The sequence below is a fragment of the Antrihabitans cavernicola genome, assembly GCF_008297975.1.
GTDB lineage: Bacteria > Actinomycetota > Actinomycetes > Mycobacteriales > Mycobacteriaceae > Antrihabitans > Antrihabitans cavernicola.
The window spans coordinates 356,496-370,032 of the sequence record NZ_VLNY01000003.1 but is presented as its reverse complement, the minus strand read 5'-3'; the positions used below and the strand labels follow the sequence as shown (position 1 = coordinate 370,032).

The window sequence follows — 13,537 nt, the reverse complement described above, 5'->3', positions numbered from 1 at the left end:
TCGCTAGCCTCCGATTTCGCTGTCGGTCTTCGATCGCACGACTCCGTCGCGCGCGGTGACCCGCCCACGCAACAGGGTGGCTGTGACGCGACCCGGCAGCGTCATGGCCTCGTACGGTGTGTTGTTCGCAATGCTGGCGAGTGCCGGTCCGGTCACCGTCCACGACGCGTCCGGATCGACCAGCGCAAGGTTCGCGGGCTCCCCCACTTCGATCGGCCGTCCCTGATCGGGCAGCCCCACGATTTCGGCGGGACGCTCGCTCATCACCTTTGCGACGCCGCGCCAGTCGATCAGGCCGGGCTCCACCATGGTCCGCACGACAATCGACAGTGCGGTCTCCAGCCCGAGCATGCCCGGCCGTGCAGCCGCGAACTCGCAGCACTTGTCCTGCTCGGCATGCGGGGCGTGATCGGTTGCGACGCAATCGATGGTGCCGTCGGCCAAGCCTTGTCGAAGCGCCTCGACGTCCGACGTCTCCCGCAGCGGCGGATTGACCTTGTTGACGGCGTCGTAGGTGGCCAAACGCGAATCGTCGAGCAGCAGATGGTGGGGAGTCACCTCGGCGGTGATCGAAATACCCTGCCCCTTGGCCCATTTGACCAGTTCGACAGTGCCTGCGGTCGACGCGTGGCAGATATGCACGCGGGTGCCCGCGTCGCGCGCGAGCAAGGCGTCGCGTGCGACGATCGATTCCTCCGCGGCACGCGGCCAACCGGCCAGGCCGAGTCGCGCCGCGTTGGGGCCCTCGTGTGCGACAGCACCGACTGTCAGCCGTGGCTCTTCTGCATGCTGCGCGATGAGGACGCCCAGGGAGCTGGCGTATTCGAGGGCTCGGCGCATCAGCAGCGGATCGTCGACGCACTTGCCGTCGTCGGAGAACATCCGCACGTTGCCGACGCCCGCCGCCATGGTTCCCATCTCCGCGAGCTGCTTGCCCTCGAGGCCCACGGTGACAGCTCCGACGGGATGGACGTCGACGATGCCGACGTCCTGCCCGCGTCGCCAGACGTGATCGGTGACGACCACCGAATCGGCGACCGGACTGGTGTTCGCCATCGCGAATACCGCCGTGTAACCGCCGAGTGCAGCTGCGGCCGAACCGGTTTCGATGGTCTCGGTATCTTCCCGACCTGGCTCGCGCAGGTGCGTGTGCAGATCCACGAAGCCGGGCAGCAGCACCTGACCGGCACCGTCGATCACGTCGGTACCTTCGCCCGCGGTGATATCGCCGATCTCGAGAATCTCACCGTCGCCGACCAGTACGTCGACCGGCTCGCCCTCGCCGTACAGGCGCACCCCGGTGATCAAGACCTTCTCGCTCACGCGATCGCCTCCTCTGTGCCGACAAGCAGGCTGAACAGCACAGCCATCCGCATATGCACTCCGTTCGTAACCTGTTGCAGTACAGCCGTCTTCGACGAATCGGCCACCGACGATGCGATCTCCATGCCACGCAGCATCGGACCGGGGTGCAGGACGGTGGCATGGTCGGCCAGCAGCGCAAGACGACGCTCGGAGAGCCCGTAGGCAATCGAGTACTCGCGCGCCGACGGGAAGAATCCGCCGTTCATCCGCTCGGCCTGCACTCGCAGCATCAGCACCGCATCAGCGCCGGGCAGTTCTGCGTCGAGGGAGTGGGACACGGTGACCGGCCACGTTCCGACACCGATCGGCAGCAACGTCTGCGGGGCCACCAGCACTACTTCGGCACCGAGGGTGGCAAGCAGGAACGCATTCGACCGCGCGACCCGGCTGTGCAGCACATCGCCGACGATCACCACTCGCTTGCCTTCGATACCGCCGAGCCGCTGGCGGATGGTGAGGGCGTCGAGCAGGGCCTGGGTGGGGTGTTCGTGGGTGCCGTCACCGGCGTTGACGACGGCGGGAGCGGAGCCTGCGGAGCGACCCGAAGACACTGCTCCGGAATCCATTTCGTCCATCCAGGCCGCAATCTGGTGCGCCGCCCCAGAAGCCGGGTGGCGGACGATCAACGCGTCGGCGCCCGCGGCACGCAATGTCATGGCGGTATCGCGCAAGGATTCGCCCTTGGATACGGACGAGCTACTGGCGCTGACGTTGATCACGTCCGCGCTCATCCATTTGCCTGCTACCTCGAACGACACCCGGGTCCGCGTCGAGTTCTCGTAGAAGACCGTCATCACCGTGCGACCGCGCAACGTCGGTAGTTTGCGAACTTCGCGGCCCAACAAGGCCTGTTCGAACCGTTCCGCCTCGTCGAGCAGCGACGTCGCACTCTCCCGGGTGAGGTCGGAAACCGAGAGCAAATGTCTCACTTCGCCGACATCCCCTCGTCGCGGGAGCCGCTGCGCAACACGACGCCATCGCGGCCGTCATGTTCGCTGAGGAGCACCGACACGTCTTCCGATCGGGCGGTGGGCACGTTCTTGCCGACGAAATCGGCGCGCAGCGGAAGCTCACGATGGCCGCGATCCACCAGAACGGCCAGTTGGACAGCTCGGGGTCGGCCCAGGTCGCGAAGCGCGTCGAGTGCCGAGCGGACGGTGCGGCCGGAGAACAGGACGTCATCGACCAACACGACCAGCGCGTCCTCGATGCCCCCGTCGGGGACCGACGTCCGCTCGAGCGGACGGTGTGGCTTGGTGCGCAGGTCGTCGCGGTAGAGGGTGATGTCCAGTGATCCGACGGCGGGTCGAACACCGGAGAACTCTTGGATCCGATCCGCGAGCCGAGCGGCAAGGAAGGTGCCGCGTGTCGGGATACCGATAAGAACCACTCGGGGCGCAGTCACATCGTCGGCATCCAATGCCGTCTTTTCGATGATCTGGTGCGCGATACGCGCGATGGTTCTGGCCACGTCGGCCGACGAAAGAAGTTCCCGCACGTTCTGCGCGCCGAGTGCCTTGGCGGGATCGGACCCGGCGGGATCGGACTCACCGGTCGGCGAATCGACGGATCCGGCGTGCTCGGACGCACGTTCCTCGGGCAGACGCATACTACGGACCTCCTTCTCCGCCTCTCTGGACGGATCGTTAAAGGATGTCTTACCGCGAACAACTGTAGCAGCGCGGGGCAGTCACGCCGGCGCGGATCCATCCATCACGCGGCTAGATGTGAGCAGCGCAACGCAAAGCTATCTGTGCAGCGCCAGTCGTCCCCGCGTCGACGTCCGGGCGATCGCGGCCGCTTCGGCACTGTCGGTGATCTTCGCCCGAACACGTCCGCTGGCAGCGCCCCGGCGCCGCTCTGCGTCGTCGATGCGTGCCCATCCCGCGCGATCGACGAATCGCACGTCCCGACGAGCGAGGAGTTTCCGCAGATCGGATCGATTGCCGACGGGCTCGACCAACTCGCCTGCGTTGAAATCCGCGATCAGGTTTTCCACTGTGTCGTGTGCACAGCTCTTGTTGGTACCGATGAAGCCCGACGGCCCGCGCTTGATCCATCCGGCGACGTAGGTACCGGCGACACCGACGACTCGACCGTCGAGATTGGGCACCGTTCCCGTACTGGCATCGAACGGGAGATCCGGGACCGGTTCACCGTGATAGCCGATGGAGGTGAGCACGAGGCCCGAGCCGAGACGCTCGGCGGCACCGGCACAGTCGAACTCGACGGCCTCGACGCGATCGGTGCCGTGCATGGCGACGGGAGACGAGCCATAGCGGAAGACGATCCGGCGCCGATCCGACGGCGCCGTCGCGTCGGGCAAGCCGTCCAGCATCGCGAGCTTCGTGGACACGGCAGGTGAGAACTCACCGGCCGGTGCCTCGACGCCGACGCGGTCCACGACAACATCGAAGTCGTCGTGCGCGAGCAGTCCGGTCAGCTCGGGAACGGTGAACGCGGAATCGGCGGGGCCGCGGCGCGCGACGATCACCACCTCTTTCACCTTGCTTGCCCGCAGCGCCGCGAGTGCGTCGTCTGTGATGTCGGTGCTCGCAAGAGTGTCCGGGTCGGACGCGAGGATGCGGGCAACATCGAGAGCAACGTTGCCGTTGCCGACGATCACCACACGCGCATTCGAGAGGTCGAACTTCCGATGTACGTGATCGGGATGCCCGTTGTACCAGCCGACGAACTCGGTTGCGGTCCCGACGCCGGGAAGGTCCGCGCCCGGAATCTCCAGGCGGCGATCCGACGATGCGCCGACCGCGTAGATCACTGCGTGATGGGACTGCAGCAGCTCGTGGTGCGAAATGTCTTTGCCGACTTCGACATCGAGAAAGAACTCGAAGCCGCGCTCATGGCTGATCTTGTCCAGCAGCTCGGTCACCTGTTTGGTCTTCTGGTGATCCGGAGCAACACCTGCACGCACCAACCCGTACGGCGCGGGCAAGCGATCGAACACGTCCACCTCGGCACCCGACTGCCTCAGTACCTCGTCGGCCGCGTACATGGCCGCTGGGCCGGAGCCGACCACCGCGACTCGCAGCGCACCGCGATCGCGTCGCGCAATGGTGGCAGGCACCAGCGGAGCCAGCAGCGGATACGACCGCGGCTGCTTGTAGAAGTCCGCGTTGATGTCGAGAAACACCTGCTGCGACTGTTCCAACTTGCTGCCGGGCACGATGGCGTCGACGGGACACGCCGAGATGCACGCACCGCAGTCGACGCACGACTCCGGATCGATGTACAGCATGTCCGCGGTGAGGAAATCGGGTTCGTCGGGTGTCGGGTGAATGCAGTTGACCGGGCATGCGTATACGCACGACGCATCACTGCAACACGACTGAGTTACGACGTGTGGCATCGGAATTCTCCCTGGTCAGCTGACGAGTCGGATGGGTGCACGCTCGGGTTCGCTGCGGAACCGCGACGGCCTGCCGCCGATTTTCAGCGCCCGCCACAGCACCTTGGAGACCGGATTCATGAGGCCGAGCTCATCGGCGAGCATGCGCACATCGCCGAAGTAGCCGCGCAGCGTTTCGCGCGACTCCGGCAGATTCCAGAACAGGTCCTTCTTCACCGATGTTGGGATGTCGAATTCTTCGAAGAACTCGCGGGGTGGAATCACGATCACGTCCGCAAGGATGCGCATGACCACCGGGTAGACCAGTGACAACGCGAACCGGCCTACCGGCCCGTTCTCCGGCACATGCTGACGAAGGAATTCGTGCGCGAACGAGATGTGCCGGGCTTCTTCGGCGACGTGAATACGCATGACGCCCTTGATGATCGGGTGGTAGTCACCATCGCTGCGCAGGTAGCTCTTCTGAATGTGGTCGATCGGTTCCTCACCGGCGAGCACGCCCATGAAGAAGATGTTCGGAAACGGCCAGGCGGCAACCCCGAGGAACGGTGCTGCGCGACGCATGATCGGGCCGAAACCGGGCACGTTCGCACCGATGCGGTTGACCGCCTCTTGGAACATCAAGGTGTGATTGCACTCCTCGATGACCTCGTGCGTCGCGTACCGGAACTCGGCCGAACCGTTGGGCAGCATCGACAGGTACTGCATGAATCCGCGAATCAGCACCTGCTCGAACAGCAGGCCGACCTTCGCGACGTTAGCCTGCCGGTACATGCCGATCGCGATCTGCTTGTCTTCGGGCAATGCCTTGTACCAAGGGTGGCGGCCGAGCGGATCGATCTCGGGGAGTATCCAGCGCGGGTCGTTCTCGACGACCTGGAATTCGGGGGAATCCCAGTCGATGTCTGCGTATGGATCGAAGCTCCGGTGAATCGAACCGTCGGCAAGCCGCTCCAGCATCTCGACGTAGGACTCGTTCTCGCCTGCCACGTTGCGCAATTCAGTCGTCGTTGTCATCCGAGCGCCTTTCAACCTCGATACAAATGTATGTGACCGTGTTTCACATGTATATCAGGGCGGGGCGCTTGCAACCAGCTAACCGTAACCAAACGTCTCAGATATGTTTCGCGCAGCGGTTGTCCGAGATTGCCACTACCGTCGCAAACGTGCCGATGACCACTGTGGGAGTAGATCTCGCGGCGGAACCGGCCAAGACTGCGATGGCGGTTGTGACGTGGACCACCAAGTCAGCGCGCGTCGTGAAACTTGCGACCGGGATTTCGGATTCCGACATCGTCGCGGCCGCGGCGGGCGCGACCCGAATCGGTATCGACGCACCGTTCGGTTGGCCCGAGGCCTTCGTCGACTTCGTCGCCGGTCACCATGCGCACCGACCGCTTGCCGGTCCGTTGGAGACCCGCGACCAGCGCCGGCCGTTGGCCAAGCGGCTGACCGACCTGGTCGTGCAACAGCGATCGGGCGTCGTACCGATGAGTGTGTCGGCCGATCGGATCGCACATGTCGCGCTGCGGTGCGTGGGAATTCTTGCCGCGCTGAATGTTGCCGATCGAGTGGACGGTGTCGCAGTCGAGGCGTATCCCGCTGCGGCGCTGAAACATTGGGGCCTGCAGAACCGCGGTTACAAAGGTTCGGCCGCAGGGGGTTTCGACGACCTCGTAACCGCATTCACCACCGCCACTCCGTGGCTGGACTTCGGCGAGTTCGACGGTATGTGGCGAGAATCGGACGATGCCTTCGACGCGGTGATCGCCGCGCTGATTGCGCGCGCGGCTGCGTTGGGTCGGACGGCGCTACCCGACGGCCCCGAACGCGATGTCGCGTCCCGTGAAGGCTGGATCCACGTGCCGACCGGACCACTCGACGACCTGCTGGGCCCTCGAATTTCGAGCTAGTCCGAACTAGGGCTGCTGTCGGCGGAGGACGCCGTGGCAGCAGCAGCGGCTCTGACCTGGGGGGCGACAAGGACGACCTGTCCGAGCACACCGTTGATGAAGGCGGGAGACTCGTCCGTCGAGAGTTCTTTCGCGAGCTCGACTGCTTCGTCGACGGCAACGACCGGCGGCACGTCGGTGCCGTGGAACAGCTCCCATACCGCGATCCGCAGAATTGCGCGGTCCACGGCGGGCAGCCGATCGAGCGTCCAATCCTGCAGGTAGGAGGTGATGGTGCCATCGAGCCGGTCGAGATTCTCTGCAACGCCACGCACGACGGTGACGGCGTAGGGATTGACCGGTGCAACGGTATCGTCGGCCACGGCCAACTCGACGCGTTCGGCGGCCAGATTCACCGGGTCGACGTCACGGGCCTCCGCCTCGAACAGCAGGTCAACCGCACGCTTACGCGCTTTGTGCCGGGCACCGAGCTTCTTCTGGTGCGCCTTGTCGGTCATATCAGGAGTTCACGCGACCGAGGTAGTTCCCGTCACGCGAGTCCACCTTCAGCTTGTCACCGGTGTTGATGAACAGCGGAACGTTGATCTCGGCACCGGTCTCCAGCGTTGCCGGCTTGGTACCGCCGGTCGAGCGGTCACCCTGCAGACCCGGATCGGTGTGCTGCACGATCAGCTCCACGGTCACCGGAAGCTCGACGTAGAGCGGCGCGCCCTCATGGGTCGCGACCTGCACGGTCATGTTCTCGAGGAGGAAGCGTGCGCCGTCGCCGACGGTGGTCTCGTTGATCGAGATCTGGTCGTAGGTGTCGCCGTCCATGAAGATGTAGTCGCTGCCGTCGTGGTACAGGTAGGTCATATCGCGACGGTCGACCGTCGCGGTCTCGACCTTGACGCCCGCGTTGAAGGTCTTGTCGACCACCTTGCCCGAGAGCACGTTCTTCAGCTTGGTGCGAACGAAGGCTGGGCCCTTACCTGGCTTGACGTGCTGGAACTCGGTGATCTGCTGAAGCTGGCCGTCGATCTTCAGGACGAGCCCATTCTTGAAATCGCTGGTGTCAGCCACTTGCTTCGCTTCTCCTCTTTGTCATGGTCACCGTCATAGGACGGTCAGGTCTTTGCTTGTGAGGGTGAGCAGCTCCGGATCCTGCTCACGCACAACGAGGGTGTCCTCGATCCGGACGCCTCCGCGCCCGGAGAAATACACACCTGGTTCGACGGTTACTGCCGCGCCGCAGAGAAGTGTACCGGTCCCGGCCTTACCGATTCCCGGCGCTTCGTGGATCTCGAGTCCGACGCCGTGCCCGAGACCGTGCAGAAACAGGTCCCCGAATCCGGCGTCCTCGATGACGGACCGCGATGCGGCATCCACGTCGGCGACCGGCATACCGGGTTTCAGCGCGGCCCGGCCCGCAGCCTGCGACCGGGCGACCAGGTCGTAGACGTCCCTGTGCCAATCGGAGGCCGAACCCAATACGTAGGTCCTCGTCATGTCCGAGTGGTAGCCGCCGACCATGGCGCCGAAGTCGAGCTTGACGAAATCGCCGGCCGCCAGCACCGCGTCGGTCGGCCGGTGATGCGGAATCGCCGAGTTGGCTCCGGTTGCGACGATGGTTTCGAAGGCAATCCCGTCGGCACCGCGCTCGAGCATCAGAAACTCCAGCTCACGGGCCACTTCACGTTCGGTGCGGTCGGGCCGGATACCGCCGCCGCCGATCAGATCGGCGAGCGCGACATCGGCCGCGGCGCAGGCTTCACGCAGCAGCTCCACTTCATGGTCGTCCTTCACCATCCGCAATTCTTCGACGCGGCCGGGCGTCCGAACCAGATCTCCGTCGAACAGATCCGCAAAACGCCGATACTGATCCACGGTCACCACATGAGACTCGTAGCCGAGCGTGCCCGCTCCAGCTGCGAGCTCGAGGAGCCGATTGGCGCTGGCCCTGTCGATCTCGGCACGCAGATCGGGCACCTGCTCCGCTACTTGGGTGAGGTATCGGCCATCGGTGCAGATGATCGTGTTGTCCTCGGCTGCTTGCGAATCGGACACATCGACGAGCAGAGCGGCGTTGGAACCGGTGAAGCCGGTGAGATAGCGAATGTTGAGCAGGTCCGTGATCAGCAGCGCATCGACACCTGATTCCGCGCTTTGCTCGGCGACCAAAGCTCGCAAGGACTGACGTCTCTTCGCATAGTCGGCAGACATCGTGTCAACGTACCTCCGAACCAGTCTGTGGGCTCGGACACAAGGTGACACCCGTATGACTACGCTGTCCCCATGAGTGGATGGTTGGTGCGCGGACTCGGTCTCGCGTTGGTAAACGTTGTCATCAGGACCGTGCTGGGACTGGCCATCTCCGAATGGCCACTGCACGGATCGCCGTTGCGTTGGCTGTCGGTCGCCGTGATGGTGCTGCTCGGCATTGTGTGGGGCTTCTTCGACGGCAGGCGAGATCGCCGCAAGAACCCCGATCCGGAGCGTGGCGCCGACCTGACCATGTTGTGGCTGAAGGCCGCCGTCCTCGGTGGTCTGGTTGCCGGCGCGGTCTCTTGGATCGTGGACCAGGCACCGAAGTTCGATCTCGGGGACAACCCGTTGTTCTTCGAACTCACCTCCGGCGCGGCCTGGACCATTCTGCTGATCTTCATCCCCGCTCTGATCGGAGTCGCGCTCGGTCGTTGGCTGGCCAGCCGCAAGGACCGCAAGGCAGAGAAGGCGCAAAAGGCCCAGCAGGCGGCGCCGGTCGCCGTCGGCGCAGGTGCCGGATCGGCCGAACCGGTCCCCCAGCCGTCCGAGGGCTACTTCTCCGAGGACAACTATTCCGACCGAAACTATGCCGACGAGAACTACGCGAGCGACCGATACTCGGGCGAGACGCAGTCCGTCGACACCTACTACGGCGAGCCGGAAGAGACCGACTACAACGAGTCGACCGGCAGGCACGAGCAGCAGACCTGGCAGCCTCCGACCGAGCGCAGGGACTAGTTCGGCAGTAGTGCCCCGAGCCGGTCGACCTGCCCGACGTCGGCCGACCAGCAGTACAGCATCACCTCGTCCGCACCGATGGCGCTGTACGCGGCAACCGCGTCGCCGATTTCGTTCGGCGACACCAACATTCCGTCGACCATGTACGCGGCGTTGCCGGTGAACGCGTAGTACTCGGCTAGAGCAGTCCGTGCGTCGTCGACCACGCGCGAATTGCCCAACGCCACGTTGATCTGCGCGACCAACCGAGGTGAACCCGCACGCCCGGCCTGCACCCACGATGCTTCGACATCGCGAAACCTGCCGCTCATGTGGGCCGGGCCCAGGCCTGCACCGAGAAACCCGTCACCCGAGCGGGCCACGCGCTCGATGGCTTCCGGTGCGAACCCGCCGAACAACACCTCCGGGCCGCCCGGTCGATATGGGGCTGGACCGATTCCCGACTCCCCCGACCAGATCGCCCGCAACTCGTCCATCTGCCGATCGAGCCGACGCCCACGCGTCTTCAGCTCGATCCCCGCGGCAGCATGATCGTCAGCTCTGCCACCGACACCAAGGCCAAGAGTGAAGCGGCCGTTGGACATTCGGTCGAGCGTTGCCGCCTGCTTCGCGAGCAGTGCCGTCTCACGCAGCGGCGCAAGCAACACCTCGGTCTGGATTCTGATTCGTGAGGTGGCTCCGGCGATGGCGGCGAGCGCGATCATCGGTTCGGGATTGTCGAAGACCAGTCGATCGAGCAGGCCGAGCGAGCTGAACGGGCCTGCATCGGCGAGGCGGGCCCACTCGAGCAGTGCGACCGGATCACCGATGGGAAGGCCGAGACCTACGTTCATTGCATTTACTCCTTCATGAGGGTGTGCGGTATCGATACCGCCCCTCCGGACCCATCATCGGGGGCCGTGTCCCACGTTCTGCGGCGTAGCTCTTGTGGGACGAACTGACTGGAGTAGTCGAAGTGTATCGGCTAGAGCAGAACCGCGCCGCCGCCGGGACTGTCCTCGCGTGCGATGGCCGAATACGCGGCCGCAAGCAGCGAGGGATCCGGCCCTTCGAGGCGGCCCGGTTTCGCAAGACCGTCGAGCACGACGAAGCGCAGGATTCCCGATCGGTTCTTCTTGTCGGTCTGCATACCCTCGAGCAACTGCGTGAATGCATCTGCGTCGTAGCTGGTCGGCAGCCCGATGCTTTCCAGCACCGTGCGGTGTCGATCGGCGGTCGCGTCGTCGAGACGCCCTGCGAGCCTGCCCAATTCGGCCGCGAACATCAGACCGACGGACACGGCGGCGCCGTGGCGCCACCGATACTTTTCGCGCCGCTCGATCGCGTGCCCCAGCGTGTGCCCGTAGTTGAGAATCTCGCGCAGATCGGACTCGCGCAGATCCGCGGCAACCACCTTGGCCTTGACTTCGATGGAGCGCCGGACCAGTTCCGGGAGTACCGATCCAGACGGATCGAGGGCGGCCTCCGGATCTCGCTCGATCAGGTCGAGGATCACCGGATCCGCGATGAAGCCTGCCTTCACGATCTCGGCCATGCCGGCCACGATCTCGTTGCGCGGCACCGTTTCCAGTGTTGCGAGGTCGACGAGTACGGCCGCCGGTTCGTGGAACGAGCCGACCAGGTTCTTGCCGGCCTCGGTGTTGATACCGGTCTTGCCGCCGACCGCCGCGTCCACCATCGCAAGCAGAGTCGTCGGCACATGCACTATCCGAACTCCGCGCATCCACGTGGCGGCGACGAAGCCGGCGAGATCGGTTGCAGCGCCGCCACCGAGACTCACGACGGCGTCGCTGCGCGTCAGCCCGATCCGGCCCAGCACTTCCCAGCAGAACCCCGCGACAGCGAGTTCCTTGCCAGCTTCGGCATCCGGAATCTCGATCCGATGAGCGTCGATTCCAGTCTCTGCCAACGCACTTCGCACAGCCTCGGCAGTCTCGGCGAGCGGCGGCTGATGGAAGATCGCGACCGTGCGCGTGCCCTTCAATTCCTCGACCAACTCACCGAGCAACCCGCGACCGATGATGATGGGGTACGGGTCGGCTGTGCGCACCTGGACAGTTACCACGTCCTGCTCGTTCACGTCATGACTCCGATTCTGTGCTCCGGCCTGCGGCGTCGCCTGGCACGTTCAGTTTGGACAGGATCTGTTTGACGACACGGCCGGGGCTGCGGCCGTCGGTGCGGACGCGGATGGTGGCGACCTCGCGATAGAGGGGCCTGCGTCGGCGCATCATCGCGCGGTACTTCGACCCGTTGTCGCCGGCGAGCAGCGGCCGATTGTTGTTCGATCCGGTTCGGCGTAGGCCTTCGGCGACACTGATCTCCAGGTACACCACGGTGCGATCTCTGAGTAGATTGCGGGTCGCGCGCGACAGTATGGCCCCGCCGCCGAGCGACACGATGCCGCGTTCCCGCAGCACTGCCTCACGGACTACGCGTTCCTCGATCTTGCGGAACGCGGGCTCACCGTCCACCGCGAAGATGTCGGCGATGGTCCGGCCGGTCTCGCGTTCGATCGCTACGTCGGTGTCGAAGAGGTCGACCTCCAGCGCGTGGGCCAGACGACGGCCGATCGTCGACTTGCCCGCACCGGGCGGGCCGACAAGCACTGCTCGCGGCGTCGGAGCTTTCCGTCGCACGCTCCGGCCTTGCGAGATCGGCCGCGACGGGATCACCGCGGTGGTCGGGCGGAATTGCCCTTGACGTAGCCGTCGATGTTGGCGATGGTCTCGCCGAGCGAATCGCCGCCGAACTTTTCCAGGGTCGCCTGGGCGACCACCAGGGCCACCATGGTTTCGGCAACCACGCCCGCGGCAGGCACGGCACACACGTCGGAGCGCTGATGGATGGCGACAGCCTCTTCGCCGGTGGACATGTCGACGGTCGCAAGCGCCCGCGGAACCGTCGAGATCGGCTTCATCGCGGCGCGTACGCGAAGTGGCTCGCCGTTGGTCATGCCGCCTTCGAGCCCGCCTGCTCGGTTGGTCGACCGCATGACACCGTCAGGACCGGGCCTGATCTCGTCGTGCGCCTGGCTACCGCGTCGGCGTGCCGTTTCGAATCCGTCGCCGACCTCGACGCCCTTGATGGCCTGAATGCCCATCAGGGCGCCTGCCAACCGGGAATCGAGCCTGTTGTCGCCGCTGATGAACGAGCCGAGGCCTACCGGCAGACCGGCGACGACAACCTCGACGACGCCGCCGAGCGTATCGCCGTCCTTCTTGGCCGCCTCGATTTCCGCGATCATGGCTACTTCGGCCTCTTTGGACGCCGCACGCACCGGGCTGGCATCGATCGCGTCGATGTCTTCGGGCGTGGGAACGATGCCGTCGGCCGACGCGGCGGTTCCGATGGAGACCACATGCGAGATGACCTCGACGCCCAAGGCCTGCCGCAGGAATCCGCGGGCAACCGTTCCTGCCGCAACACGGGCAGCGGTCTCACGGGCGCTCGCGCGCTCGAGTACCGGCCGCGCGTCGTCGAAGCCGTACTTCAGCATGCCGGAGAAGTCGGCATGGCCCGGTCGTGGCCGCGTGAGCGGGGCGTTGCGCGCAAGATCGGCGAGCACGGCCTGATCGACCGGATCGGCCGACATGACGGTCTCCCACTTGGGCCATTCGGTGTTGCCGACCATGATGGCGATGGGGCCCCCGAGGGTCTTACCGTGGCGCACACCACCGACGATCGTGACCTGGTCGGCTTCGAACTTCATGCGTGCCCCGCGGCCGTAGCCGAGGCGTCGCCGTGCCAGCTGATCGGCAATGTCCTTCGACGTCAGCTCGACACCGGCAACCATGCCCTCCAACAGGGCGATGAGGGCCGGACCGTGGGATTCTCCTGCAGTAGTCCATCGCAACACGCCCATCATCCTTCCATGACGAACCGGTTCGCCGACCACGCGGCCGGTGTC

The 13,537-nt window shown here is 65.1% G+C and carries 14 protein-coding genes; 2 read left to right on the top strand and 12 right to left on the bottom strand.

Annotation, left to right across the window (positions count from 1 at the left end; translation table 11 throughout):
* Positions 1-3: 3 nt before the first annotated feature.
* The 5 genes from FOY51_RS08970 to FOY51_RS08950 form a co-directional block, all read right to left on the bottom strand.
* Positions 4-1,323, bottom strand: coding sequence for a dihydroorotase (locus FOY51_RS08970; RefSeq protein ID WP_149429862.1), 1,320 nt, complete (start codon positions 1,321-1,323; stop codon positions 4-6).
* Positions 1,320-2,294, bottom strand: coding sequence for an aspartate carbamoyltransferase catalytic subunit (locus FOY51_RS08965; protein WP_149429861.1), 975 nt, complete (start codon positions 2,292-2,294; stop codon positions 1,320-1,322). Before FOY51_RS08965 ends, FOY51_RS08970 begins: the two co-directional genes overlap by 4 nt.
* Positions 2,291-2,974: a bifunctional pyr operon transcriptional regulator/uracil phosphoribosyltransferase PyrR gene (gene pyrR / locus FOY51_RS08960; RefSeq protein ID WP_149429860.1), complete on the bottom strand. Its 684-nt coding sequence runs from the start codon at positions 2,972-2,974 to the stop codon at positions 2,291-2,293. Before pyrR ends, FOY51_RS08965 begins: the two co-directional genes overlap by 4 nt.
* Positions 2,975-3,112: 138 nt before the next feature.
* Positions 3,113-4,732, bottom strand: coding sequence for an FAD-dependent oxidoreductase (locus FOY51_RS08955; RefSeq protein ID WP_149429859.1), 1,620 nt, complete (start codon positions 4,730-4,732; stop codon positions 3,113-3,115).
* Positions 4,733-4,747: 15 nt separating this feature from the next.
* Positions 4,748-5,749 (bottom strand): AurF N-oxygenase family protein, encoded by a 1,002-nt coding sequence (locus tag FOY51_RS08950; RefSeq protein WP_149429858.1) that lies wholly within the window; start codon positions 5,747-5,749, stop codon positions 4,748-4,750.
* Positions 5,750-5,904: 155 nt separating this feature from the next.
* Here FOY51_RS08950 and FOY51_RS08945 point away from each other — a divergent pair, with 155 nt between their 5' ends.
* Positions 5,905-6,645 carry a DUF429 domain-containing protein gene (locus FOY51_RS08945; RefSeq protein ID WP_149429857.1) on the top strand — a complete coding sequence of 247 codons (741 nt, stop codon included), beginning with the start codon at positions 5,905-5,907 and terminating at the stop codon, positions 6,643-6,645.
* Here FOY51_RS08945 and nusB read toward each other — a convergent pair.
* The 3 genes from nusB to FOY51_RS08930 are packed head-to-tail and all read right to left on the bottom strand — an operon-like array spanning position 6,642 to position 8,847.
* Positions 6,642-7,142, bottom strand: a complete 501-nt coding sequence (gene nusB / locus FOY51_RS08940) for a transcription antitermination factor NusB (RefSeq protein WP_149429856.1) — start codon at positions 7,140-7,142, stop codon at positions 6,642-6,644. The two genes, FOY51_RS08945 and nusB, sit on opposite strands and share 4 nt — an antisense overlap.
* 1 nt (position 7,143) lies before the next feature.
* Positions 7,144-7,707, bottom strand: coding sequence for an elongation factor P (gene efp / locus FOY51_RS08935; RefSeq protein WP_149429855.1), 564 nt, complete (start codon positions 7,705-7,707; stop codon positions 7,144-7,146).
* A 33-nt stretch (positions 7,708-7,740) separates the two neighbouring features.
* The gene (locus FOY51_RS08930; protein ID WP_149429854.1) at positions 7,741-8,847 is read right to left on the bottom strand and encodes a M24 family metallopeptidase; all 1,107 of its coding nucleotides are present in this window, start codon (positions 8,845-8,847) and stop codon (positions 7,741-7,743) included.
* Between the two features lie 72 nt (positions 8,848-8,919).
* Here FOY51_RS08930 and FOY51_RS08925 point away from each other — a divergent pair, with 72 nt between their 5' ends.
* Positions 8,920-9,627, top strand: a complete 708-nt coding sequence (locus FOY51_RS08925; protein ID WP_149429853.1) for a B-4DMT family transporter — start codon at positions 8,920-8,922, stop codon at positions 9,625-9,627.
* Here FOY51_RS08925 and FOY51_RS08920 read toward each other — a convergent pair.
* The 4 genes from FOY51_RS08920 to aroC all read right to left on the bottom strand — a co-directional run bounded on the left by FOY51_RS08920 (position 9,624) and on the right by aroC (position 13,486).
* On the bottom strand, positions 9,624-10,460 hold the full coding sequence (locus FOY51_RS08920; protein WP_149429852.1) for an LLM class flavin-dependent oxidoreductase: 837 nt from the start codon (positions 10,458-10,460) through the stop codon (positions 9,624-9,626). The genes FOY51_RS08925 and FOY51_RS08920 overlap by 4 nt on opposite strands.
* Before the next feature lie 131 nt (positions 10,461-10,591).
* On the bottom strand, positions 10,592-11,707 hold the full coding sequence (gene aroB, locus FOY51_RS08915) for a 3-dehydroquinate synthase (protein WP_235916205.1): 1,116 nt from the start codon (positions 11,705-11,707) through the stop codon (positions 10,592-10,594).
* Position 11,708: 1 nt separating this feature from the next.
* Positions 11,709-12,266, bottom strand: coding sequence for a shikimate kinase (locus tag FOY51_RS08910; protein WP_149429851.1), 558 nt, complete (start codon positions 12,264-12,266; stop codon positions 11,709-11,711).
* Between the two features lie 32 nt (positions 12,267-12,298).
* Entirely contained in the window at positions 12,299-13,486 is a 1,188-nt protein-coding gene (aroC, locus tag FOY51_RS08905; RefSeq protein ID WP_149430043.1) for a chorismate synthase, read from the bottom strand.
* Positions 13,487-13,537 lie beyond the last annotated feature (51 nt).